The organism is Phytohabitans houttuyneae (assembly GCF_011764425.1).
Classification (GTDB): domain Bacteria; phylum Actinomycetota; class Actinomycetes; order Mycobacteriales; family Micromonosporaceae; genus Phytohabitans; species Phytohabitans houttuyneae.
Window position 1 is genome coordinate 4,222,660 of sequence record NZ_BLPF01000001.1, and the last position, 23,606, is coordinate 4,246,265.

Here is a 23,606-nt window from a genome sequence, read left to right on the forward strand (position 1 = left end):
ACCGGCGATAGGTAACGCGCGTACTCCCCCGCCCCGCTACCGGGGGCGGTTGCCCTGCTGCACGTAGAGCAGTTCGAGGATGGATCGGGCGGCCTCGAACCAGCGGTCCAGCCAGCCGGGCGGCGGCACGGTGCCCTTCGGGGGCAGCTCGAGCAGCAGGCCGCGCAGCAGCGGGTGGTCGGCGAGCGTGGCGGGCGGGCCGTCCAGCCATGTGGTCGGCGAAAAGACCGGCTCGGTGAGGCCGGAGAGGTCCAGACCGCCGGCGCCGTTGCGGCCATGCGGCAGGTCCTGCTCGGGCTCCAGGTCGCCGGAGTGGTGGCCCAGCTCGCCCGGGTGCATCAGCCGTTCGCCCGGGTGTGGCTCGCGTCCGGACAGGCCGTCGCGCCCACCCAGCGGGTCCCGTCCGTCGGTGCGGTACCCGACCGGAGGCGTCGCGTACCGGTCCGCCGGTTCCGGGGGAAACCGCTCCTGCGTGCTCACCGGGCCATTCGCCCGCTCGTCAGGTCCAATCGTCATGACCGGTACAACGAGGTTTATAGGCTCGCGACTCTGGCTACTGCGCGCGAGCTACCGTATACTCACTCACGGTACGGATAACGTCATACGTATAAAGACGCGCGCCTATTGGGCGCGTGCGCGCAGCCGCGCCGCCACGTTGCATGGCGACACGGCTGCGCTCCAGACTGCGTCATTTGTTTCGTCCGTGGGCTAGAGGGCCACGCCTTCCCGCCAGACCACAAGAGCGAAACGAAATGCCGTCAGCCGAGGTCGAACTCGCCGTCCTTGGCGCCACCCACGAATGCGTCCCACTCGTCGGCAGTGAAGATCAGCACCGGACCGGTCGGGTTCTTCGAGTCCCGTACAGCGATCGCCTGGTCGACAAAAGCCACTTCGACACAGTTGTCGCAGCTGGGCCCGCTCCGCGTGCTCTTCTGCCACACGGCGCGGCTCAGGTCCAGCCGGAACCCCTTTGTCTCGACTTCCACAACGGCTCCTTAGTCAACTTACGGATGAGAGCCACGGACTCCTCCGGCCGGAGGGCCGCGGCGCGGATGTGATCGAAAATGAACATGTACTTCCGCAACTCCTCACTCTTCTCCAAGAACAGACCTCCGGTGGCATTTTCGGCGAAAACCACCCCCGGGTCGCTGGGCTCGGAGAAGCTGAGGATCGTGAAGGTACCGTCCATGCCGGCATGTGCGCCGACCTCGAAGGGCAATACCTGCAGTGTCACATTGGGTAACTCTGCGGCCTCTACGAGTCGCTCCAGCTGAGCACACATCACGGCGTCGCCGCCGATGGGGCGGCTGAGCACCGCTTCGTCGAGGACCACCCACAGGTCGATGGGATCGTCCTGTGTCAGTAACGACTGACGGTTGAGCCGGACACGTACCCGCCGCTCGACCTCGTCAGTCGTGATATCCGGCCGTGCGGCACGGATCATTGCCTTGGCATATTCCTCGGTCTGTAGTAACCCGGGCATCACCTGCTGTTCGTATGCTCGAACCGATTCCGCTGCCTGCTCAAGGCCAACATAGGCGCCGGTAAGCACCGTGCTGTACGCATGCCACCAGCCCTTCTGCCGGGCCTCGCGGGCGATCTGCACGAGCTCTTCGCACTCGTCGCCGCGGACCCCGTAGATCTCGAGCATGTCGCGGACGTCACGGGGAGTGGCCGTGGTGTGGCCGGTTTCGATTCGCGAGACCTTGGATGCCGAACATTCCAAACGCTCGGCCACTCCTTCGATCGTCACCCCCGCGGCTTCACGACGGCGCCGCAGCTCGGCTCCTAGCCGGCGGCGGCGAATTGTCGGACTCCGACGCTCCGTCACGGGGTCACCTCCGCAAGTTGCGTCCCCAAGGTCTAGCGAGTCTGTCGCGAATCGGCGTCACGGGTACCCGTCACGGCGGACGCATGCTATGACGGAGCTGCGACATCGCGGCGAACCGGTCCGCGGTTACGCGGGGCATATCGTTCGCTCACGCTGACACGCAAAGGCACCGGCACATCGGCCGGTCACCGCGTTCAGTTTGCGCGTTTCCGAGCGGGACATCAAGCCACGATCCGCCCCCGGATGACCGGACCGGATCGGGCCGAAGTTGCAACTTGCATTGATCATGTTCATGGTGCACCCTGTCGGTATGGCTCGGGTCACTCACCGTCTCCAGCCAGCCGGACAGGTCGCGGTCCCGCCGCAGCCAGAGGCATAGTCCGGCATCGGTGGAGACGGACACCCAGCGGGTGACCCCCGAGGTGAGCCGCGAAGCGCATAAGTCCGGCAAACTTTGGCTGAAATCGGTAGTTTTGGACAGGAGTCGATGTGTTACCCCGGTCCGGTGACGTCCTACACGTGACCCGCGAGGCGAGCGTCCAGTTCGCCGACCCGATGCTCTTCCGGGTGATCCGGGTCCACGACTGGCCGACCTATGACGGCTGGGTCTGGCTCGATGGCTACGAGCTCAACGGTGGCGGCGAGGCCGTCGAGCGCAGGTCGATCTTCGTAAAGATCAGCGGCCTCCGCACGGTCGGATCCGCACCCGACATCCGCCAGCGCAACGCGCGGCACCCGGCCCCCGACCTGCTGGGGTGCCCACCCGCTCGCGCTGACCGGCCCTTCTCGAGCTGGGCGCACTGGTTGCGCCCAGCTCCAGGCTTTGCCCGCACACGGCCAAGTGTTGATCGTTCGCCGGCCGGTCATCCGTGCGCTCGCCTAAAATCAAGAGCACCCACCGACCCCATCCGTGACCCGGACCCCGAACCTGGGGACGGCATGACCAGACAGCCGACCGCGCCATCACGCGCACCTCGGCATCCCTACTCGACCCGTGGGCTCAGCCTGCGCCTACTGCTCCTCGGCGCCATGCTGACGAGCCTCGCCATCGCCATGTCCGGCGGCCAGCCGGTCGGCGCCGCGTCTGACGGGCGCGAGCCGGCCAGCGATTCCGCACGGCTCGCGGATGGTGGACCGGCGAGTGCGCCGGGCGGTCCCACGGGTGGATCCGCCGCCGGCGCGGGCAGCGAGCGCGACGGCGAGGGTGGGGTCGTGCCGGCGGCGAGCGCATCGCCGCTTTCCCCGACCGGTGGTTCCGCCGGTGGTCCGCCGGACGACTGGCATCGCTACAACCATTGGACCGATCCGTCATGGCCCGATCCGGGACAGGCGGCCGGCGAGCGGTTCGACCCTGAAGCCCAACGCCCTGGGGCGCTGCCCCACTTCCGGCCCGAACGGCCGGCGGATTCGGCTGGGAGCAGCCGACCACCCCGACGACCGAGCCGACACCGTCGACCGGCTGGACACCAACTCCTGGCGACCCGACCGACCCGCCTCCGGGTACCCCGACCGACGCACCGTCCACAACGGACCCGCCGCCCGACCCGACGACTCCTGACGAGGAGCCCGAGACGCCGGTACCGCCGCCGACCTCGGAGACACCGCCGGGCACGAGCGGCGCGCCGGGTACACCCGTGGAGACACCCGGGCAGGGTCAGCCGGACGGCCTGGATGACCCGCGGACCGGGGCGTTGCCGGCGCCGACCACCACGGAGCCGTGGCCGCGCGACCCGGTCGCCGCCGGCCCGGACGACGAGGATCTGGGGCTTGGCGAGACGGTCGACGAACCGACGCCGACACCCGAGCCGAGCCTCACGGGCGGGGCGGCGGCGCCACTGCGGGCTCAGCCGGTGAACCCGGCGCCCGCCGCCGAGTACCGGGAGACGCTTGTCTACTCCGGCCTGGTCGGCCTCGTGCTCGCCGCGATCGGCCTCACGATGGTCGGCCTGCGACGGCGCCGCTGGTGAGCGTCGCACAACGGCGCAGCTGGTCAGGCGGTCGGAGTCGGCTCCAGGGTCGGCTCCGGCAGGGTCGGCTCGCCGGGCGTGAGCGGGCTGGCGATCACCAGCGTGACCTCGGTGCCTGACGGCACGGACTCCCCCTCCGCCGGGTCGGTCTCGATCACGGTGTTCGGCGCCTGCTCCGCGGGCCGGTACACGAGCCGGTAGCTCAGGCCCAGCCGGTCGAGCTCGTCCCGCGCCTGCTCGTCGGTCAGCCCGACCAGGCGCGGCACCGCCACGTCGGCGGGCGCGGTCGTGGGCGGAGGCGCCGAGCTCGTCTCCGGCGCGGCCGAGGTGGGCGCCGCGGATGTCCGTGCTGGGGTCGCTGAGGGCGTCGGCGTGGTTGTCGGCTCCACCTTGTTGGCGTTGTAGATCAGCCAGATGCCCGCGATCAGGCCGCCGAGCAGCAGCAGCGCAACGATGCCCAGCACGATCGGCATCCACCACCGGCCGCCGTCATCGGGCGGAGCCCACTCGGTCGGCGCCGGACCACGCCGGACCGTGGCATCCCGCGGAGGCACGCCGGCGCGTCCGGACCAGGCAGGCGGCTGGGTGGGTACCTGCGCTGTCTCGTCGGCCGCGGGCAGCTGCCGGGTCTCGTCACCGGCGGCCGGCATCTGTCGGGTCTCGCCCTGCGCGGCCGGGAGCTGCGCGGTCCGGTCGGGATCCGTGTCGGCCTCGCCACCCGCGGCTTGTTCCTCGGCGTCGTCGTCCGCGAACGGGTCGAACTCCCGGGTCTGGTCCGGCTCGTCCCTGGGGATGGAGCTGGGACCCGGCCCGTCAGCGGAGTCGGGCGCGGGGCCGTCCGGATCGCGGTCGTCGGCCATCACGTCGTCCTCTCCGGCAGGTACGTTCCCGGTGGTCAACTTATCGGGCGATTCGCCCGTGGCCACATCGCCCCGCACGATCTCGATAGCGGAAGGCGGCTACGCTGCCCGGCATGGCCGTTCGAGGCTGGGGAGGATCGATCGCGACCGCGATCGGCATCGCTGTGGGCGCAAGCGCCGCACAGCTCGGTTTGGGCTATGGGCTCGGCATCATCGCTTGGCTGCCGTCGCCCAATGGCGCCAACGAGGCCACCTGGGTGGCCAGCCTGGCATGGGCGACCTGGATCGCGGCGACGTCGACGGTCATCGGAGCGATCTGCGCCGACCGCATGAGCGCCTCCATAGTGGACAGCCGGGACACCCTGTCCAGCGTGCTCGCCCGGGGTGCGCTCACAGTGGCGGCTGCGGTCGGCGCCCTGGCGACGGTGGCACTCGTCGCCGTGCCGGCCCGCGAGGCCGCCCGGGCGGACACGTTCACGCCGCAGACCATAGCCGCGGGGTACGCCGCGATCGGCGTGATCGTGGGCCTGCTCGTGGCGCTGTGGGCGGTGGGCTCCCGAGCCGTCGCGGCCAACGTCATCGCCACGGCGAGCTGGCTGTGGCTGCTGGCCGTGATCGCCGTGATCGACGGGGTCGCCACCGGACGCGGGCTCGCCTCCGCCCAGCTGGGCGTCTGGCAGATCACCTCGGACGCCGACCGCTTCTGGTTCCGCAACATCTACCTGCCCGGCGCGGCCCTCACCCTCGGCTCGGCGCTGGTCATCGGCGCGCTCGCGGCGTGGCCGGCGGCAAAGCGGCTCGACGGCCGGGTGGGCACCGCGGTGTCCGGCGGTGTCGGTCCACTGCTCGTCGCCGCGGCGTACTTCCTGGCCGCCCCGACGCTTGTCGGCATCCGTGCGGAGCAGCTCTCCGCGCACCTGCTCGCGCCGTACGCGGTGATCGCCGGCCTCGCCGGATCCGTCCTGGTGACGGCGATCAGCCAGCGCCGCGAAGCACGCCAGAAAGAAGAGATGGCGCTGCTGCAGTGGCCCGACGAGCCCTCGCGGGAGCCGGACGCCGAGCCGGAGACCGACCTTGAGCGCGTGCCGGTGCCGGCACAGCCGGGCAGCGGTGGGGCAGACCTGGAAGACGACGCGTACGCGCCGGCCCGTGCCTACGTGTCCGACTCAGCGCCGGACACCGAACCGGCGGCGAGCGAGCCGGCTCGTGGCCAGGCGTCCGTCGCCGCCCCGCTCTGGCCCGAGCCGGAGAAGAAGAAGCCCAGGCGCCGCGGCTAGCGCGCGGCCGGGTAGTTGATGCCGGCCTCCAGCAGCGCGAACGCGCGGTCGGCCAGGTCGGAGACCTTTTCGTCGGGCTCGGTCTCCCGCCAGGCACGGACGGCGACCTGCAGTGCCGCGCTGGCGACCGAGGCCACGAGCTTGGGCCGCGGGTCGCGCACCGGGTCGACGCCCATCCGGGTGGCCACCCGGCGGGACAGCTCGTCGAGCTGCTCGGTGCACATCTCCAGGCTCCGGGCCATCACGGCCGGGCTGTCCTGCACGAGCTGCATCACACACGCGAACTGGGTCGCGTCGGTCTCGCCATCCTCGTAGGTCCGGAGGACCTCGACGCACGCCCGGCGCAACGCCGTGAGCACCGGCTCCTCGGCGGGGCGGGCTTCAAGCGCCGTGTAGACGTCGAGAAACTGCTGCAGCTGCAGCGACGTGGCGACGTCTTCCTTCGACCCGAAGTAGCGGAAGAACGTGCGCGAAGACACCTCGACCGCATCGGCGATCTCGTCGACGGTCGTCGCCTCGAAGCCCTTGGTGTTGAAGAGCTCAAAGGCCGCGTCAATGAGAGCCTCGCGGGTGCGCTGCTTCTTGCGCTCCCGCAGGCTCGTGCCATCCACGGTCGTAGTCGGCGACATGCGGAAAGTATACGGGCAGTGTCCAGCTCCGACTTTATTCCCGGCATGACAGTAGTCACTATCAGACGTAAGTCGGTTGACGACATCTGTCATGCGCTGACAGATTCGCTGTCATGTCACAGGCAACCCTGACCCGGCCCACGGGGCCGAACACCGACTTATGGCGGCCCAGCCGCCGCGGCCATGGTCACCCCTGGCTGACCTTGCTGGCCGTAGCCCTCGGCGTGATGGTCGTGGGTCTCGACGCGACGGTCGTGGCCATCGCCAACCCGGCGATCGCGCGTGACCTCGGCGCCAACTTCGCCCAGCTCCAGTGGGTCACCAACGGCTACCTCCTCGCCCTCGCGGTCTCGCTGATCGTGGCCGGGCGCCTCGCCGACCGGTTCGGCCGCAAGACCGTCTTCCTCGTGGGCGTCGCCGGCTTCGCGGTCGCCTCGGTGGCGGTCGGCCTCTCCGGCTCGATCGAGATGGTGATCTTCTGGCGGGTGGTGCAGGGCTTCGCCGGCGCACTCCTCCAGCCGGCCAGCCTCGCGATCCTCCGCAACACGTTCCCCGCCGAGAAGCTCAACATGGCGATCGGCATCTGGGCCGGCACCTCCGGCCTGGCCATCGCCAGCGGCCCCATCGTGGCCGGGCTGCTTGTCGAAAACGCGAGCTGGGAGTGGGTCTTCTTCCTCAACGGCCCGGTCGCCGCGGTGGCGATCCTGCTCGGCCTGTGGGTGGTGCGCCAGTCGCGGGATCCGAACGCCGCGGGGTCGTTCGACCTGCCCGGCGTCGGGTTGCTCTCCGCGGCCCTGTTCAGCTTGGTCTGGGGCCTGATCAAGGCGCAGGAGTACGGATTCGGCGACATCGTGCCGCTCGGCTTCTTCGCCGGCGCCGCGGTGCTCGGCACGGCGTTCATCGTGCGCGAGCGCACCGCACGCCACCCGCTGATGCAGCTGAGCCTCTTCCGCAACCGCTCGTTCTCGGCCGGCGCGGTACTGGCCATGCTCGGCTTCTTCGCCCTCTTCGGCGCCTTCTTCTTCCTGACCCTGTACCTGCAGCAGGTACACGGCATGAGCCCGGTCGACGCGGGCGTCCGGCTGCTGCCGATGACCGCGACGTTCATCGTGGCGTCGCCGGTGGCGGGCGCGCTAACCGCCCGGTTCGGCCCGCGCCCGCCGCTCGTGGGCGGGATGCTGCTGACCGCGGTCGCGCTCTTCGCGCTCTCCCGGATGTCCGTACAGGCCGACTACCTCTCGATGTGGCCGTGGTTCGTCGTGATCGGCTTCGGCTTCGGCTTCGTGCTGGTCGGCAGCACCGAGGCCATCGTCGGCAACGCGCCGGTGCAGCTGGCCGGACTCGCCGGCGGGATCCAGCAGACGGCCGCCCAGCTCGGCGGCGTGCTCGGCACGACGGTGTTCGGCACGATCCTGGCCACCCGGGTCGGCGACGTGCTGCTGGAGAAGCTGACCGGCGCCGGGGTGCCGGCCGAGATGGCGCCCGGCTTCGCGGCGGCCGAGGACTACGTGGCGCAGGGCGTCGCACCGGTACCGCCGGGCGCGCCGCAGCCGCTGGCCGACGCGATCACAACCGGCAGCCACCTCGCGTTCATGACGGGCTTCCAGACGGCGCTGACCGTGGGAGCGGCGATCGCGTTGATCGCGGCCTTCGCGGCGCTGCTGGTGCGGCGCGGGGAGAACACCACCGCCGGAGCCCACGCAGGCGTCTGAACAACCCTCCCCAGATCGGGGCGCTCCGCGGGCGGCGGGGCGCCCCGGTCATTTGCTCCCTACTCGACGGGCCAGGTGTGTACCGGCTCGTTGGTGCGCTGGAACCGCCCGTATCGCTGGAGCATGTCGTGCAGCGCGTCGCTGCGGTCGAGGTCGCGGCGACGCTGGGCGGCGGCCACCGCTTCGGTCTGCCACACGGCGCCGTTGCGCTGCAGCAGGCAGCGCTGCTCGATGATGCCGAGCAGCCGGTCACGGATCGCCGGCCTGACGCCGAACCGGTCGAGCCCCGCGTATGCCTTGGGCAGCAACGACTCCAGCACCAGCTCGGTGACCCGGATCTCGCCGACGCGTGGCCAGTGGACGGTGGCCTCGATCCCGCGGCGGGCGGCGGCGTGGAAGTTTTCCTCGGCCGCGCTGAACGTGAGCTGCGACCAGATCGGCCGGTCCGCCTCGGCAAGCTCCCGCGTCAGTCCAAAGTAGAACGCCGCGTTGGCGAGCATGTCCACGACGGTGGGACCGGCCGGCAGCACGCGGTTTTCCACGCGGAGGTGGGGACGGCCGTTCATGACGTCGTACACCGGGCGGTTCCACCGGTAGACCGTGCCGTTGTGCAGGCGCAGCTCACCGAGGTGCGGTACGCCGCCGGCGTGCAGCACCTCGACCGGGTCCTCGTCGTCGCAGATCGGCAGCAGTGGCGAGAAGTAGCGCACGTTTTCCTCGAACAGGTCGAAGATCGACGTGATCCACCGCTCGCCGAACCACACCCGCGGGCGTACCCCCTGGGCCTTCAGCTCGTCCGGACGGGTGTCGGTGGCCTGTTCGAAAAGCGCGATGCGGGTCTCCGCCCACAGCCGCTTGCCATACAGGAAGGGGGAGTTCGCCCCCACAGCGACCTGGATGGCTGAGATCGCCTGCGAGGCGTTCCAGTAGTTGGCGAAGCTCTCCGGCGAGACCTGGAGGTGAAACTGGACACTCGTACACGCGGCTTCGGGCGCGATCGAGTCGGTGTACGTCTGCAGCCGCTCGACGCCCCGGATGTCCAGCTCGATGTCTTCGCCCCGGGCGGCCACGATCTGCTCGTTCAGCACCCGGTACCGATCGTTCGTCGAGATGTTGTCGAGGACCAGGTGGCGAGGGGTCAGCGTGGGCAGTATCCCGATCAGGATGATCGTGGAGTCCGCCTTCACCGCGCGGTGCTCCGCCCGGCCGAGGCTGGCCTGGAGGTCTTCCTCGTAGTCGGCGAAGCCTTCGTTTTCGATGAGGCGCGGCCGCGCGTTCAGCTCGAGGTTGAACTGGCCGAGCTCGGTCTGGAACGTCGGGTCGGCCAGGTTGGCCAGGATCTCCGCATTGCGCATCGCCGGCTCGGCTTCGCTGTCGACCAGATTTAGCTCGATCTCCAGGCCGGTCGTGGGACGCTCGGCGTCGAATCCGAAGTCGTCGAGCATCAGCGCGAAGACGTCCAGGCACCGGCGCACTTTCTGCCGGTACCGGGCGCGATCCTCCCGGGAGAACGCACCCTGCGAGACGTCCTTCCCCATATGGCCCCTCCCGGCGCGCACGGCGATACGGGCGCCGTCGCAAAGCCTCGTTGCCCCCACCGGCGCGGTGACCTTCACGTTAGGAGCGCGATCGCCGTCTGGGCTAGGGACAAAACAGGCACTTATCACCGGTCGTGAGCATGGGAGCGCGCTTAGTCCACCTAAGCAATATGCCTCGGTAGCCGCGAAACCGGCCACCGAGGCACATTCTGGACAAGCCTATGGCTCCAGCCCGCCGTCTTACTGGCGGATGGCCTCGCCCTCAAGCTCGATCTTGATCTTCTTGCCGACCATGACGCCGCCGGTCTCCAGGGCAACGTTCCAGGTCAGGCCGAACTCTTCGCGGTCGATCTCGGTGCTGGCGCTGAAGCCGAAGATCTCAAAGCCGTACGGGCTGCGGCCGACGCCCTCGAACTCGACCTTCAGCTCGACCGGGCGGGTGACGTCCTTGATCGTGAGGTCACCGGCGAGAACGAACTCGCTGCCGCTGTGCGACTTCACCCCGGTGCTGCGGAACTCCAGGGTCGGGTACTTCTCGGCCTCCAGGAAGTCGCCGCTGCGCAGGTGGTTGTCCCGGTCCTTCTGACCGGTGGTGATGCTGGCGGCCTGGATGGTCGCCACGACGGACGACTGCAGCGGGTCCTCGGCGACGGTGATCGTGGCGCTCGCCTCTTCGAACACACCGCGCACCTTGCTCACCATCATGTGGCGAGCGCTGAAGCCGACCACCTTGTGGGCCTGGTCGAGCTCGTAGGTGCCAGGCGCGGGGATCGTCAGGCCCTCGAACTGCCGCGTAACTGGCGATGTGTCGGTCATGGGATACTCCTCCAGGAGATTCTTGACGGTTCTACCTTTGCCTAAGCAACTATACGCACGGCAATATTCCGCGTGTCAAGGGGTGCTAGGCTGTACACGTGTCCGATGACCTCCTTGACGACCCGCGGCTGACCGCCGCCGGGCTGTTCTTCGAGGTGCACACGGGGCTCAACGCCCGGTTTGCCGCGCAGCTTTGTGAGCACGGCCTCTCGCCGGTCGAGTTCGAGGTCCTCATGCGCCTCGCCCGCTCTCCGGGCCACCAGCTCCGGATGACCGACCTAGCCTCTCAGACGTCACTGTCGACCAGCGGTGTCACGCGTGTCGTCGACCGGATGGAGCGCGACAGATACATCACGCGGCGCGCCTGCCCGTCCGACCGGCGCAGCTCGTATGCCGTGATCACGCAGAGCGGCCTGACCAAGCTCGAAGAGATCCTTCCCGAGCACCTTGCGCTGATCGAGCAGTGGTTCACCGGCCGCTTGCCGGCCGACCAGCTCGCCACCTTCCTCGACGCGCTGCGCACGATTCGTGACGCGGTCAACCCCGGCGCGACGGCCGGCTCGACGCCATCCGAGCGCGTCGTGGTCGAGGTGTGACGCAGCGAGATACCAATCAGGCGTGACCGGCAGAACGACCGGCAGAAGTGATTTTACGACTCCTGCAACTAGGTCTTAACCGGACATATATCCCCGCAGAAGTGGCTAGCGTGAGCGACGCGGAGTGAGTGAAACCATCTGACTCAGCGGCTTGCGCTGGCGGCGGCTCGAAGCAACGCGACGAGGCGACGCCAAGCGCACGGGAGGGGCACCACGGGGGTGCGGCGCGGGCGGGTCGAGGGGGACCCAAGTCGGGGGCGTCTCCGTTCGCGCCGCCTACGAAGTGATCAGGGCGCCTTTCAAGCTGTACTCGCGTCGGCCTGAGAGGCGCCCTGATCACGCGGTCAACCGCTGATGAGAGCCCGCTCCCGGGGCAGCAGGGTGATGCCACCCTCCTTGCAGACCGAGGTCAGCCAGTCGACGACCGCCCGCCGGGCCTCCGGCTCCTCGGTGCTCGCGGCGAGCCAGACCAGTGCCTCCGCCACGTCCCGCAGGTCGTGCCCACCGGCGTACGCCTGGGCCGCCGCGTTGAACCACTCCGCCGCCGACTCCTTGTCGCCGCGGTTGAACGCCAGTACCGCCTCGATCGAGGCAGCCTCCCCGGACTCCACGCGGCCCAGCGCCAGGCGCTCCGGCGTTGCCGGCTCGGACGCTGCCACCAGCTGGCGGATCTCGGCCAGCACCGCGCGCGCCTCCTCGACCTGGCCGGCCTGTGCGTGTGCCCGCCCGATCGTGCCGAGCACCCGCCGCCGGTGACCTGGGTCGCCGAGCTCGGCGAGGGCGGTGATGGCCCGCCGGCCCACCACCTCGGCCTCGGCGTACCGGCCGTCGAGCCGAGCCACCTCCGCGAGGTTCGCCCGGGCCAGAGCGCGCAGCCGGTGCTCGCCGCACTGGGCCGCGAGCCGGTCGACCGCGGCCAGCCGGCGCCGCGCCGCGCGCAGGTCGCCGAGCCGGATCTCGTGCCAGGTCAGGTTGTTCTGGGCCACCGCCATGTCCCGGATCCGCCCGGCCCGGCTGGCCAGCGCGAGCACCGCCTCACCGTGGCGGCGCGCCTCGTCGTACCCGCCGGTGGTCATCCACAGGCCGCAGAGCAAGCTGCGGGCGGAGAGTTCGCCGGTCAGGTCGCCGGCACGCTGAAACTCCGCGAGCGCGGCCTCGACCGCCGGGAGTTCCTCCGCGCCACCCCCGTGCTCGACCGCGAGCTGCCCGACCCCGACGCCGGCCCAGGCGCGGACGATCGGGTCGGCGTCGGCGGTACGCGGGTCGTCCAGGAGGCGCCGCAGCCACTGCCGGCCCGGCACGTCCCGCCCGCGGAAGCGCCACCACCGCGGCAGTCCGGCGGCGAGGCGCAGCGCGGTGTGCGGGTCGTCGTTCGCCGAGTACGCCAGTGCGGCCCACAGGTCGCTGGCCACGTCGTCGAGGCGGCCGACCGCGGCGGAGAAGTTGCCGCCGGCCAGCTCGGGCGCGGTCCGGTTGGCCAGGGCCGAGAAGACCACCGCGTGCCGGCGGCGGATCCGGCCCAGCTCGCCGTTGGCAGCGGCTCGCTCGGTGGCGAAGTCGCGTACGACGTCGAGGAGGCGGAAACGAAAGGGGCCTGAGCCGCGGACGCTCAGCAGCCCGAGCGCGATCAGGCGGTCGAGGAGCTCGACCGGGTCACCGCCGGCGACCTGGCCCGTCTCGTCGGCGAGCATCGACTCTGCGAGGTCGACGGACCAGCGGTTACGAAACGCCGACAGCCGCCGGAGCGCCCGCCGCTCGTCCGCTTCCAGCAGCCGGTAGCTTGCCGCGACGGCGTCCCGCAGCGTCACCGTCACCGCCGGCTCGCTGCGCGTGTCGGGCGCGACGGCGGCCCGGCTGACCGTGGCCGCTTCGGTCGCCGACGGCGCGGGAGCCGGGCCGGCCAGGTCCAGGACCCGGTCGCCGTACCGGTTGAGGATCTCGTTGAGGTCGAGCACCCGCCCGCGGGCCGCGGCCAGCTCCAGCGCGAGCGGAAGCCCGCCGAGCCTGCGGACCAGGCCGATGAGCGCGCCGACCTCGTCCGGCTCCAGCGGCTCGCGCCGCACCTGCCGCAGCCGGGCCAGGAACAGGGTCGCCGCCGGGTACCCGACGACCGCCTCGAGATCCGCCTGGACGTCGGCCGGCGGCACCTCCAGCGGCGCCACCGGCCACACCCGCTCCCCGACAGACCGATCGGGTGCCGCCCCGTGGCCAGCACCCGAAGGGTCGGCGCCGCGCCGGCGAGCCAGCTCAGCGCGACCGCGACCGCGTCCGGAGCCCGCTCGATCGCGTCGACGACGAGCAGGGCGGGCGCACCGGCAAGTCGCCCGGCCAGGTCGGCCGCGCGGCCGACCCCGAAGACCGAGGCGATGGCGGCGAGCACGTCGTCCGGCGTCGACACGTCGGACACCACGATCCCGGCCACGCCGGCCGGGTGTGCGGCCGAGACACGGTGAGCCACCGCCAGCGCCAGGCCGGTCTTGCCGACACCGGCCAGGCCGACGAGGCTCACCGTGCGACTGTCGAGCCCGTCGAGCAGCGCGGCAAGCTCCGAGATGTCGCGGTCGCGCCCGATCAGGTCGCCGGCCGGTGGCAGCTCCACACCGGCCGGCCCGGCCGAGATGACCGGACCGCTCTCGACGCTCGCGCCCCGCGCGGCGCCCAGAAACTCCGCCCGCTCCCGCCCGGCGAGGCCGAGGGCCTTGGCGAGGAGCTCCATGGTCGTCCGTTGCGGCCGGGACCTGCCACGCTCAAGATCGCGGACGGTCCGTATGCCGACGCCGGCCCGCCCGGCAAGCTCAGCCTGGGTGAGGCCGGCCGCCAGCCGCTTGGCGCGCAGTAGCGCGTCAAACGCGGTGCTGCCCTGGTCAGGGCCATGATCCGGGGTCATGGCCACGAAGAGTACGCATCAGTAGCGACCTTGGGGAGCGATGCGTCGCCTCGCCGACCGGTGGAGCTTCGGATACCCGACAGAACGGCCCTCGACGGCCCGAACGTCCTACTCGGTAGTGATCGTGTACCTACAGACCGAGATCACGCGCAATGATCATCCGCTGCACCTCGGAGGTGCCTTCACCGATCTCCAGGATCTTGGAGTCACGCCAGAAGCGGGCGACCGGAAACTCGTTCATGAAGCCGTACCCGCCGTGGATCTGGGTCGCTTCGCGCGCGTTGGTCACGGCGACCTCGCTGGCGTGCAGCTTGGCGATGGCGGCCTGCCGCTTGAAGTCGTCGCCGGCGAGCATGCGGGCGGCCGCATCGTGGTACGCCAGGCGAGCCGTGTGCGCCCGCATCTCCATGTCGGCGATCTTGAACTGGATCGCCTGGAACGCGCCGATCGGCTTGCCGAACGCGTGCCGCTCCTTGGCGTACTTGACCGATTCGTCGACACAGCCCTGTGCCAGGCCGACCGAGAGCGCCGCGATCGCGATCCGCCCCTCGTCGAGGATGCGCAAGAACTGGGCGAAGCCCCGCCCCCGCTGCCCGAGCAGGTTCTCCGCCGGCACCCGGCAGTCGCTGAACGTCAGCTCGTGGGTGTCCGAGGCGCACCAGCCCACCTTCGAGTAGCCGGGCTGCACGGTGAAGCCGGGCGTACCGGAGGGCACGATGATGGTCGAGAGCTCCTTCGACCCGTCCGGGTTCGTGCCGGTCACCGCCGTCACGGTGACGAGGGCGGTGATGTCGGTACCGGAGTTTGTGATGAACGCCTTGGACCCGTTGATCACCCACTCGTCGCCGTCCAGCACCGCGCGGGTCTGCGTGCCACCCGCGTCCGACCCGAAGCCCGGCTCGGTCAGCCCGAACGCGGCCAGCGCCTCACCGCTGACCAGCTTGGGCAGCCACCGCGCCTTCTGCGCATCGGTGCCGAAGCGGTAGATCGGCATCGCGCCGAGCGACACCGCCGCCTCGAGCGTGATCGCGACCGACGAGTCGATCCGGGCCAGCTCCTCCAGCACCAGGCAGAGCGCGAAGTAGTCGCCGCCCATGCCGCCGTGCTCCTCGGGGAACGGCAGGCCGAACAGGCCCATCCGGCCCATCTGCCGCACGATGTCGTACGGGAAGGCGTGCTGCTCGTAGTACTTGCCGATCACGGGCGCCACCACCTCGCGCGCGAACTCGCGCACGCTCTCCTTCAGCGCCTCGTGCTCCTGCGTGAGCATGGTCGACTCCTTTTGTTAGACGGGCGTCACGCCGTGGCGGCGCTTGGAGAAATGCCGTTCCTTGCCACGCGCCGCCGCGAGCCGGCGGATCAGCTCGTCGCGCAGCTCGTGCGGCTCGACCACCGCGTCGACAACCAGTTCGCTGGCAAGGCGGGCGATGTCGATGTCGCGCTCGTACTCCGTGCGCTTGGCCGCCACGAAGGCGGCCCGCTCCTCCGGGTCGGCGATGGCCGCGATCTTGTTGGCGTAGACCGCGTTGACCGCCGCCTCCGCACCCATGACCGCGATCTTCGCGGTGGGCAGGGCGATCGTCGCGTCCGGCTCGAAGCCGGGGCCGGCCATCGCGTAGAGGCCTGCGCCGTACGCCTTGCGTACCACCACACAAATCTTCGGTACCGTCGCCTCCGCGACCGCCGTGATCATCTTCGCGCCGTGGCGGATGATGCCCTCTTTCTCCACCGCGGTGCCGACCATGAAGCCGGGCACGTCGGAGAGGAAGAGCAGCGGCACGTTGAACGCGTCGCACAGCTGGATGAACCGGGTCGCCTTGTCAGCCGAGTCGACGAAGAGCACGCCGCCCTTGAACATCGAGTTGTTGGCCACGACGCCGACCGTCTCGCCGGCGAGGCGACCGAAGCCGATCGTGAGCTCCTTGGCCCACAGCGCCTGGATCTCGAAGAAGCTGCCCTCGTCAAGCAGGCCACGCGCGTACCGCCGCATGTCGAAGGCCTGCCGCTCGCTCGCCGGCACCAGCCCGGCGAGGTCTACATTGGACGGCGCTGCGGCCGGCGTGGTGGCGGGCGGTGCCTGTGTCCAGTTGTCCGGCAGGTACGACAGGTACCGCTTGATCGTGTCGAGCGCCTCGACCTCGGTCTTGCAGAGGAAGTGGCCGACGCCGGACTCGCGGGTGTGCACCGCCGCGCCACCCATCGCCTCCAGCGTGGTCTTCTCGCCGGTGACCATCTCGACCATGCGGTCCGAGCCGAGGTACATGCTGGCGTTGCCCTCGACCATCGCCACCACGTCGCAGAACGCCGGGATGTACGCACCGCCGGCGGCGGACGGGCCGAAGAGGGCACATGCCTGCGGGATCGAGCCGGAGGCGCGCACCTGGTTCCAGAAGATCTTGCCGGCGCCGCGGCGGCCCGGGAAGAGGTCGACCTGGTCGGTGATCCGGGCGCCGGCCGAGTCGACCAGGTAGATCATCGGCACGCCTGTCGTGTACGCCCGCTCGATGATCCTGATGATCTTTTCGACCGTTCGCGCACCCCAGGAGCCGGCCTTGACCGTGGAGTCGTTGGCCATCAGGCAGACGGGGCGACCGTCCACGGTGGCCTGTCCGGTGACCACGCCGTCGGCGGGCAGCCCGTCGGCGAGCGCGTTCGCATACAGCCCGTCCTCGACAAACGATCCCTCGTCGACCAGCAGCGCGACCCGCTCGCGGGCGAAAAGCTTGCCCTTGGCCGCGTTGGCCGCGTGGTATTTTTCGGCACCACCCGCGAGGGCACGCTTGCGCAGCCGTTCGAGCGCCTCACCGTCGAGCGTCACGCCAACCCCTTCCCCTGAACGATCGTTAGGGTACCATCCCGCGCCATCGGCGGAAGGCCAGCGTATGCATGAAAGCAGGGCCCCGCTGGTTGCGGAGGCCCTGCTTTTGGTTGCGTTCAGTGGATCACGAGATCCGCTGCGGTCAGGCCGGAACCTGGCTCAGCAGGCCCATCGGGTCCACGCCCGCGACGTTGACCTTGCTGGTCTTGACGCCGCTGCCGAGGTCACCCGCGACCGGCAGGGAGGAGGCGTCGCCACCGGTGGGCAGGCCACCCGTGGGCAGGCCGCCGGTGGGCAGGCCACCGGCCAGCGTGCCGGCGAGGCCGCCGACCAGGGGCAGCGACTCCTTCTTGGCCGACTTCTTGTAGTACCCGTGGTCGCCGCCGCGGTCCTTCTTGTAGCCGTGGTTGCCGTTGCCGTCCTTGACGTCCACGTCCTGGGCGGCACCGTTGAAGCAGCCACCGCTGACGCCGATGCCGACGCCGAGGACCGCGCCAACGCCGTTGCCGCAGACGTTGATCGGAACCTGGACCGGGACGTAGGCCTGGTTGCCGTTCAGGATCCCGTCGTTGTCACCCGACACCTGGGCGGTGTCCTCGGTGCGGGAGGCCTTGCGGGACTCCTCGATGTCCGCGTCGTGGATGGCCCCGTTGAAGCAGGCACCGCTGATGCCCGCGCCGACGCCGAGCACGCCCACGCCGTTGCCGCAGATGTTGATCGGAACCTGGATCGGCACGTAGATCTGGTTGCCGTTCAGGATCCCGTCGTTGTCACCGCTCCACTGGAGGGTGTCCTCCGTGCGGGACGACTCCTTGTGGTCCACGTCCTGCGCCGCACCGTTGATGCAGGCGCCGCTGATGCCCGCGCCGACGCCCAGGACGCCCACGCCGTTGCCGCAGATGTTGATCGGGATCTGGACCGGCACGTAGACCTGGTTGCCGTTCAGGATCCCGTCGTTGTCACCCGACACCTGGGCGGTGTCCTCGGTGCGCTTCGACTCCTTGTGGTCCACGTCCTGCGCGGCACCGTTGGCGCAGATGCCGTTCAGGCCGACGCCGATACCCACGACCGCACCCACGCCATTGCCGCAGACGTTCACCGGAACCTGGACCGGCACGTAGGCCTGGTTGCCGTTGGCGATCCCGTCGTTGCCCCAGCTGAACTGCAGCGTGTCCTCGGTCCGCTTCATGTTCTTGCGGGACGACTCGGCGCGCGCCGACTCCTCGTGGTCCACGTCCTGGGCGGCGCCGTTGACGCACGCCCCGTTGAGCCCGACGCCGACACCGATGACCGCGCCCACGCCATTGCCGCAGACGTTCACCGGGATCTGGATCGGCGCGTAGGCCTGGTTGCCGTTGGCGATGCCGTTGTTGTCGATCGACACCTGCGCGGTGTCGGCCTGGACCGCCGACGGCGCGAACAGGAGCGCACCCGCGGCCAGCACACCGACGCTGAGCGTCTTACGAACCCAAGTCTTCATGATGAAGAATTGCCCTTCGATAATTGTCAGGAAATGGCACTGCTATTCGGTTGTGATTTGTTTGCTATTTCTTGCGAGCGACCGTACGAACACGCTCGCCGTTCGGTTTCGGGCGCGGTGGAGCCACGGCTGTTCGAACCTTGAGCCCACCTGTCGACTGCGCCCAATTCGGTGATCGGTGTACGGGAGATCCGCCGCCGGTAAAAGCGGTTCCGGGACTCTTCCGTGCGTCGCCGCCTATCCGCGCTTCCGGTGAAGACGTACCGGTGAGCTGGATGGGGCCGGGTGTGCTTCCTGCCCGGTCATCGCATGACCGGCACAGTCCACCCAGTTAGTCAGGTGAGACGGTCGGGGCCTCGGCCACATGCCGCAGGACCGCGACGTCGGTCGTGACCGGCAGCCGGTGGAACGCCACCGTGCTCTGCACGACCGAGGAGGGAAGGACAGCGAACGCGCCGCCCTCCGCGTGGGATCCGGGCCCACCGGCCGGGATCCCGGCACCCGCCCCGAGGTACGCCCGAAGGGGCGCGGGGTAGTGCCGATCGGGCAGGTTACCGCCGCCCGGGCGCTCGTCCGGCGATCCGACCGAGCGCAGCTCCGTGCCGGCATAGCGCCGGTCGCCGGAGAGAGAACCTGTGCTGACCTCGGTGTAGCCCACCGTCCGCGTGCCGAGCACGGCTGCCGGACCTGTCTGGGCCGGCCCCGCCTCGGCGGCGAGGACCGGTGTGGTCCTCGGGATCAGCTCGTACCCCCGCTGCGCCGCCGGGTCACCCCCGAACGCCGCCCGCGTGACCGAGCCCAGCGCCGCGGTGACCGGCTGCGCCGCGGTGAGCAGCACGCCGGTGACCGGACGCAGGACCCTGTCCAGCGGGGCGACCACCGGGTCGACCGCTCGGGTCAGCGGAGTGAGAAGGCCCGTCGGCCCAGCCAGCGCACCGGTTAGCCCCAGTGGCGTGGTCAGGCCGCGGACCGCACCGGTCAGAGCGCCATCGCTGGCACCCGCCCGGTCCCGCGCGTTGCTCGGCGCAGCGGCGGGCGCCTTGGCACCCGCCGGCTCGCCGGCCGCCCCGCGGGCGGAGCTGTCCCGGTCGCCGCCCGGCCGGTTGGCCGGCTGCGAGGTGACCGGGACGGAGGACGCGGCAGTGGCGCTGGGCAGCACAACCGTGCTCGCCCGCCCCACGTGTACGAGATCGGTCGCGACCAGCGCGGTGTCCAGCGTCTCCGCGATGGGCGAAAGCGCTGAGGACCCGGCAGGGCCGGCGACCAGCGAGACCACCGAAAGATCGGCGGGCGCGTCCTCGGTGGGCAGGGCGGCCTCCGCGGCGTGTGCCGAGGCAGCGGACAGGAGCCAGGCCGCTCCCGCCAGACCGCCGACGGCCAGCACGCGCAGGCCGAGGCGGACATGCGCCGGTCGCGTCGCCGTGCGCTGAGTGCGCTCGACTCCCGACCTTGTCATGTCCCGCCTTTCCCCTGCGTTACTTCGTTCGTGGCGGCGATCCGATCTATTCGGACCGGTTTGACCGCCGCTCGTAATTGGTAACGATACGGGCGCGCTCGGGTCACGCGACGTATTTGGGGAAAGTGTTTTGGCTTTAACGCATCCGGGCGACGATGCCGGTGTCGTAGTCACCCGAAATGAACTCGTCGTTGTCCAGCAGCTCGGCGAAGAACGGCAGGTTGCACTTCGGCCCGGCGATCTCGAATCCGGCGACGGCGGCGCGGGCCCGCTCGATGGCGGATGCCCGGTCGCCGGCGTACACGATCAGCTTGGCCATCAGCGAGTCGTAGAACGGCGTCACCGTCGTGCCGGCCGCGTAGCCGGAGTCGACGCGTACCCCTTCGCCGCTCGGCTCGTTCCACGCGGTGATCGCGCCCGGGCCGGGCAGGAAGCGCTTGGGGTCTTCGGCGTTGACCCGCAGCTCGATCGCGTGCCCGCGCGGTGCCAGCGCGTCCGGATCGAACGCCGGCGGCAGGCCGGCCGCCACGCGCAGCTGCTCCTCGACGAGGTCGAGCCCGTAGACGAGCTCGGTGACAGGGTGCTCGACCTGGAGCCGGGTATTCATCTCCAGGAAGAAGAAGTCGCCGCTGCCCGGGTCGAAGAGGCACTCGACGGTGCCGGCGTTGCGGTAACCGACCGCCTCGCCGGCCCGCACCGCGGCGGCCAGGAGCCGCTCGCGCAGCTCCGGCGTGACCGCCGGGGACGGCGACTCCTCCAGGAGCTTCTGGTTGCGGCGCTGCACCGAGCACTCCCGCTCGCCGAGCGCCACCACGCGACCGTCGGCCAGGCCGAGGATCTGCACCTCGATGTGGCGCACACGCGGGAAGTACCGCTCGATGAGCACCGAGCCGTCGCCGAACATCCGCTCCGCGAAGCTCCGCACCTTCTGGTACTCCGTGTGCAGCGCCGCCTCGTCGACCGCCACGCCCATGCCCATGCCGCCGCCACCCGCGGCCGCCTTGACCATCACCGGGTAGCCGATCGAGGCGGCCGCCTCGACGGCTGCCTCGACCGTGGCTGCCGGGTCAGTGGTGCCGGGCGCGACCGGCACGCCCGCCGCGGCCATCAGGTTGCGGGCATTGATCTTGTCGCCCATCGCGGTGATCGCATCCGGGCCCGGACCGACCCAGAGCAGGCCGTTGGTCTCGACCGCCCGCGCGAAGTCCGCGTTTTCCGAGAGGAAGCCGTAGCCGGGGTGCACCGCCTGCGCGCCGGTCGCCTTGGCCGCGGCCAGGATCGCCTCGCCGTTGCGATAGCTCAACGCCGGGTTGGCCGGGCCGATGTTGATCGCCTCGTCGGCCTCCGCCACGAAGGGCAGGGCCGCGTCGGCCTCGGAGTGCACGGCAATCGCGCGCACGCCGAGACGCTTGGCGGTGCGGATCACCCGGCGCGCGATCTCGCCCCGGTTGGCGACGAGGAGGGACTCGATCATCAAGGTCCGACCAGCGCCGCCAGCGTCGCCTCACGCAGCAGCGCCGCACGGCGCTCCCGCTCGACCTCGCCGCCGAGGAACGGCGTCGAGTTCATCAGGCCGAACGCGGCGTGCGCCAGCACCCGGGCCTCGCCGGCGACGAGCTCGGGGCGCAGGTTGGTCAGGACGTTGACCCACTCCTCGACATACAGCCGCTGGAGCCGGCGGATCTGCCGCCGCGGCTCCTCGGGCAGCCGGTCGAGCTCGTGCAGGTGCAACGCGATCACCGCCGGATTGGCGAGCGCGAACTCGACGTGGAAGTCGATCAACGACTCCAGCGCGGCGCGAGCGTCGTCGGGGTGGGTCGCCACGCGGGCGCGACCGCCCTCCAGGAGGCCTTCGCTGACCGGGATCAAGGCCGCGACGAGCATCGCTTCCTTGCCCGCGAAGTGATGGTAGAGCGCCGGACCCGTCACTCCCGCGGCCGAGCCGATGTCGTCCATCGACACGCCGTGGTAACCACGGGCCGCGAAAAGGCCTACAGCGATCTCGATTATCTCGTCGCGCCGGGTCCGCCTACGGGCCGGCACCGACGACGTCTGCTGCTCCACCGTCACGGGGTCAGCGTAACCAAATGTCAACACACGCATATCATGCGATCGGCGCCCTCTCCCTACCAGCGTCGAGACATCAGACTCGCCAGAGTGGCGCCGGCCGCGGCCGCCGACACCCGTCCACTGAGGACAGCCGACCCGGGTTTACGGGGTACCGGCCCAGCTCAACGACGCTGGAGGCAACCGTGGCCCGCGCGAAGGCCCGCCATGCGGCGGCGACTTGTGGACCGCCGGGATCGGCGCGAAAACCCCACGACGTCGAAGACCGAAAGATTGCCTCTATCTGCACCATAACTGTGCCGGCTGCAGTCCACTGGTGGGCGTTGTCACGCTACGGAGTCGGTCGAAACGAGTGAGGCGGTAATCACACGTCCGCGGAACCGCCGCTTCCCGCCACGCCTCTTTCCCGGCATGACGAATCCTCCGGGGCTGATGTACCGGCGCACAGTCCTTCAGCTCGCCGGGCTCGCCGGCGCCGGCACGGTGCTCGGCGCCTGCGACTCGGGTCCAGCGGCCAAGCCGAAGGCAGCTCCCGGCGACCTGCTCGTCGTGGAGACGCAGGCGGGACTCGCGGTCGTGGACGCCGGCACCGGCCAGGTCACACTGCCCGCCGCCCCGTCGATCGTCACGAGTGACCGCACCCGGCTGGTCCGTACCGAGTGGACCGGCAAGGGCACCAAGCTGGCGACCCACGGGCTGCCCACCGGCGAGGTGGTCTCCGGGAGCGTGGTCCGCGACAAGCTGGCGGCGCGCGTCGTCTCCGCCGAAGGGCGCCTCGTCGCGCTCGCTCCACCCGCCGGGCCGCGTAGCCGTACCACCATCGCGGTCGCCGACGGCAGCGGCGAGCGGACCCGCGTCGACCTGCCGGGCAACCTCGACCCCGAGGCGTTCGACGTCACCGGGCAGTACCTCTTTGTCCTGGACTACCTGCCGCCAACCGCGCCGGACCGGTACCGCGTCCGCGCCCTCAACCTGCGCTCCGGCGCCCTTGAGCCGCTGCTGACCCGAAACAAGGCGGTCCTGCCGCCAGGTGCCGAGGAGGAGATGCGCGGCCAGGGCCGGCAGGCGGTGTACGACGCGAAGCGGCAGCAGCTCTTCACGCTTTACACCCACCAGCCCGACCACCTGCACAGCCGCGACCTCCTGGCCGGTGCGCGGGACAGCGCGCCGCACGTACACGCTTTCGTGCACACGCTGCACCTGGGTCAGCGGTGGGCGTACTGCATCGACCTGCCGGAGCCGTTCGGTGTCCGGGCGGCCGACCGCCACGCGATCGCCCTCAGCGGCGACGGACTGCGGCTCTGCGTCGTCGACGCGGTCACCGGCACGGTCGCGGTGATCGACCCGGAGGGCCTCACGGTGGCGAGCACCGCTCCACTCGCCGCACCGGCCGGCGCGGGACCGGCGACCGCCGCCCTCACCGCCGACGGCGGGCGGCTCGTCGTGGGCGGCGGCGACAAGGTTGTGGTCATGCCGATGGGTACCTCCGGCGCCGCCACCCGGTGGTCGACCGGCTCGCCGGTGCGCGGGTTGGCGCTGCTCGACGGCACCGAGAAGGTGTACGTGGGCCAGGAGGGCGCCATCACCGCGCACGACCTGACCACCGGCAAGCAGCTGTCCCGAACCGCGGTGCCCGGCCTGGTCTCGATCCGCCAGGTCATCGCCCGCTGAC

At 70.4% G+C, this 23,606-nt stretch carries 18 protein-coding genes and 2 pseudogenes; 6 read left to right on the forward strand and 14 right to left on the reverse strand.

Translation table 11 applies throughout. The features are described from left to right. Positions 1 to 36: 36 nt before the first annotated feature. The 3 genes from Phou_RS19440 to Phou_RS19450 form a co-directional block, all read right to left on the reverse strand. Positions 37 to 516, reverse strand: coding sequence for a hypothetical protein (locus Phou_RS19440; protein WP_173057322.1), 480 nt, complete (start codon positions 514 to 516; stop codon positions 37 to 39). Positions 517 to 758: 242 nt separating this feature from the next. Further along, positions 759 to 986, reverse strand: coding sequence for a DUF397 domain-containing protein (locus Phou_RS19445; protein WP_173040665.1), 228 nt, complete (start codon positions 984 to 986; stop codon positions 759 to 761). Then, complete coding sequence (locus Phou_RS19450; protein ID WP_173057323.1) at positions 950 to 1,831, reverse strand: helix-turn-helix domain-containing protein; 882 nt, start codon at positions 1,829 to 1,831, stop codon at positions 950 to 952. Before Phou_RS19450 ends, Phou_RS19445 begins: the two co-directional genes overlap by 37 nt. A gap of 489 nt (positions 1,832 to 2,320) precedes the next feature. Between Phou_RS19450 and Phou_RS19455 the strand changes: the two are divergent. Next, positions 2,321 to 2,572 (forward strand): annotated as a pseudogene (locus tag Phou_RS19455) (hypothetical protein); the annotation flags it as partial. Positions 2,573 to 3,465: 893 nt separating this feature from the next. Continuing rightward, on the forward strand, positions 3,466 to 3,798 hold the full coding sequence (locus tag Phou_RS19460; protein WP_173052359.1) for a hypothetical protein: 333 nt from the start codon (positions 3,466 to 3,468) through the stop codon (positions 3,796 to 3,798). 23 nt (positions 3,799 to 3,821) lie between these two features. On the opposite strand, the gene Phou_RS19465 is transcribed toward Phou_RS19460, so the two are convergent. Further along, positions 3,822 to 4,658 (reverse strand): PASTA domain-containing protein, encoded by an 837-nt coding sequence (locus tag Phou_RS19465; RefSeq protein ID WP_246273619.1) that lies wholly within the window; start codon positions 4,656 to 4,658, stop codon positions 3,822 to 3,824. A 113-nt stretch (positions 4,659 to 4,771) separates the two neighbouring features. Here Phou_RS19465 and Phou_RS19470 point away from each other — a divergent pair, with 113 nt between their 5' ends. After that, entirely contained in the window at positions 4,772 to 5,935 is a 1,164-nt protein-coding gene (locus tag Phou_RS19470; RefSeq protein WP_246273620.1) for a hypothetical protein, read from the forward strand. On the opposite strand, the gene Phou_RS19475 is transcribed toward Phou_RS19470, so the two are convergent. Further along, complete coding sequence (locus Phou_RS19475) at positions 5,932 to 6,564, reverse strand: TetR family transcriptional regulator (RefSeq protein ID WP_173057324.1); 633 nt, start codon at positions 6,562 to 6,564, stop codon at positions 5,932 to 5,934. The two genes, Phou_RS19470 and Phou_RS19475, sit on opposite strands and share 4 nt — an antisense overlap. A 113-nt stretch (positions 6,565 to 6,677) precedes the next feature. On the opposite strand from Phou_RS19475, the gene Phou_RS19480 reads away from it, so the two are divergent. Continuing rightward, positions 6,678 to 8,276 carry an MFS transporter gene (locus tag Phou_RS19480; protein ID WP_173057325.1) on the forward strand — a complete coding sequence of 533 codons (1,599 nt, stop codon included), beginning with the start codon at positions 6,678 to 6,680 and terminating at the stop codon, positions 8,274 to 8,276. Positions 8,277 to 8,335: 59 nt separating this feature from the next. Here the strand turns inward: Phou_RS19480 and Phou_RS19485 are convergent, their stop codons facing one another. Together Phou_RS19485 and Phou_RS19490 are read right to left on the reverse strand one after the other, a co-directional pair. Then, a complete protein-coding gene (locus Phou_RS19485; RefSeq protein WP_173057326.1) occupies positions 8,336 to 9,814 on the reverse strand; it encodes a glutamate-cysteine ligase family protein in 1,479 nt (492 codons plus the stop codon). Positions 9,815 to 10,054: 240 nt separating this feature from the next. Next, a complete protein-coding gene (locus tag Phou_RS19490; RefSeq protein WP_173057327.1) occupies positions 10,055 to 10,630 on the reverse strand; it encodes a YceI family protein in 576 nt (191 codons plus the stop codon). Between the two features lie 98 nt (positions 10,631 to 10,728). On the opposite strand from Phou_RS19490, the gene Phou_RS19495 reads away from it, so the two are divergent. After that, positions 10,729 to 11,226 carry a MarR family winged helix-turn-helix transcriptional regulator gene (locus Phou_RS19495; RefSeq protein ID WP_173057328.1) on the forward strand — a complete coding sequence of 166 codons (498 nt, stop codon included), beginning with the start codon at positions 10,729 to 10,731 and terminating at the stop codon, positions 11,224 to 11,226. A 344-nt stretch (positions 11,227 to 11,570) separates the two neighbouring features. Here the strand turns inward: Phou_RS19495 and Phou_RS19500 are convergent. The 7 genes and pseudogenes from Phou_RS19500 to Phou_RS19530 all read right to left on the reverse strand — a co-directional run bounded on the left by Phou_RS19500 (position 11,571) and on the right by Phou_RS19530 (position 21,937). Then, positions 11,571 to 14,113 (reverse strand): annotated as a pseudogene (locus Phou_RS19500) (ATP-binding protein). Positions 14,114 to 14,243: 130 nt separating this feature from the next. Beyond that, positions 14,244 to 15,383 (reverse strand): acyl-CoA dehydrogenase family protein, encoded by a 1,140-nt coding sequence (locus Phou_RS19505; RefSeq protein WP_173057329.1) that lies wholly within the window; start codon positions 15,381 to 15,383, stop codon positions 14,244 to 14,246. 15 nt (positions 15,384 to 15,398) lie between these two features. After that, complete coding sequence (locus tag Phou_RS19510; RefSeq protein WP_173057330.1) at positions 15,399 to 16,931, reverse strand: acyl-CoA carboxylase subunit beta; 1,533 nt, start codon at positions 16,929 to 16,931, stop codon at positions 15,399 to 15,401. A gap of 142 nt (positions 16,932 to 17,073) precedes the next feature. Further along, the gene (locus Phou_RS19515; protein WP_173057331.1) at positions 17,074 to 18,411 is read right to left on the reverse strand and encodes a chaplin; all 1,338 of its coding nucleotides are present in this window, start codon (positions 18,409 to 18,411) and stop codon (positions 17,074 to 17,076) included. A 331-nt stretch (positions 18,412 to 18,742) separates the two neighbouring features. Next, the gene (locus tag Phou_RS19520) at positions 18,743 to 19,867 is read right to left on the reverse strand and encodes a hypothetical protein (RefSeq protein WP_173057332.1); all 1,125 of its coding nucleotides are present in this window, start codon (positions 19,865 to 19,867) and stop codon (positions 18,743 to 18,745) included. 136 nt (positions 19,868 to 20,003) lie between these two features. After that, on the reverse strand, positions 20,004 to 21,341 hold the full coding sequence (locus Phou_RS19525) for an acetyl-CoA carboxylase biotin carboxylase subunit (RefSeq protein WP_173057333.1): 1,338 nt from the start codon (positions 21,339 to 21,341) through the stop codon (positions 20,004 to 20,006). Beyond that, on the reverse strand, positions 21,341 to 21,937 hold the full coding sequence (locus Phou_RS19530; protein ID WP_246273622.1) for a TetR/AcrR family transcriptional regulator: 597 nt from the start codon (positions 21,935 to 21,937) through the stop codon (positions 21,341 to 21,343). The genes Phou_RS19525 and Phou_RS19530 overlap by 1 nt, the downstream gene beginning before the upstream one ends. 408 nt (positions 21,938 to 22,345) lie before the next feature. Here Phou_RS19530 and Phou_RS19535 point away from each other — a divergent pair, with 408 nt between their 5' ends. After that, entirely contained in the window at positions 22,346 to 23,605 is a 1,260-nt protein-coding gene (locus Phou_RS19535) for a hypothetical protein (protein WP_173057335.1), read from the forward strand. Position 23,606 lies beyond the last annotated feature (1 nt).

Excerpts from the sequence above, each read along its gene's own strand:
- Phou_RS19535 (WP_173057335.1), top strand. The coding sequence starts at position 22,346 with ATGACGAATCCTCCGGGGCTGATGTACCGGCGCACAGTCCTTCAGCTC.
- Phou_RS19440 (WP_173057322.1), bottom strand. The coding sequence starts at position 516 with ATGACGATTGGACCTGACGAGCGGGCGAATGGCCCGGTGAGCACGCAG.
- Phou_RS19490 (WP_173057327.1), bottom strand. The coding sequence starts at position 10,630 with ATGACCGACACATCGCCAGTTACGCGGCAGTTCGAGGGCCTGACGATC.
- Phou_RS19485 (WP_173057326.1), bottom strand. The coding sequence starts at position 9,814 with ATGGGGAAGGACGTCTCGCAGGGTGCGTTCTCCCGGGAGGATCGCGCC.
- Phou_RS19480 (WP_173057325.1), top strand. The coding sequence starts at position 6,678 with ATGTCACAGGCAACCCTGACCCGGCCCACGGGGCCGAACACCGACTTA.
- Phou_RS19475 (WP_173057324.1), bottom strand. The coding sequence starts at position 6,564 with ATGTCGCCGACTACGACCGTGGATGGCACGAGCCTGCGGGAGCGCAAG.
- Phou_RS19505 (WP_173057329.1), bottom strand. The coding sequence starts at position 15,383 with ATGCTCACGCAGGAGCACGAGGCGCTGAAGGAGAGCGTGCGCGAGTTC.
- Phou_RS19515 (WP_173057331.1), bottom strand. The coding sequence starts at position 18,411 with ATGAAGACTTGGGTTCGTAAGACGCTCAGCGTCGGTGTGCTGGCCGCG.
- Phou_RS19520 (WP_173057332.1), bottom strand. The coding sequence starts at position 19,867 with ATGACAAGGTCGGGAGTCGAGCGCACTCAGCGCACGGCGACGCGACCG.
- Phou_RS19525 (WP_173057333.1), bottom strand. The coding sequence starts at position 21,341 with ATGATCGAGTCCCTCCTCGTCGCCAACCGGGGCGAGATCGCGCGCCGG.
- Phou_RS19465 (WP_246273619.1), bottom strand. The coding sequence starts at position 4,658 with ATGGCCGACGACCGCGATCCGGACGGCCCCGCGCCCGACTCCGCTGAC.
- Phou_RS19470 (WP_246273620.1), top strand. The coding sequence starts at position 4,772 with ATGGCCGTTCGAGGCTGGGGAGGATCGATCGCGACCGCGATCGGCATC.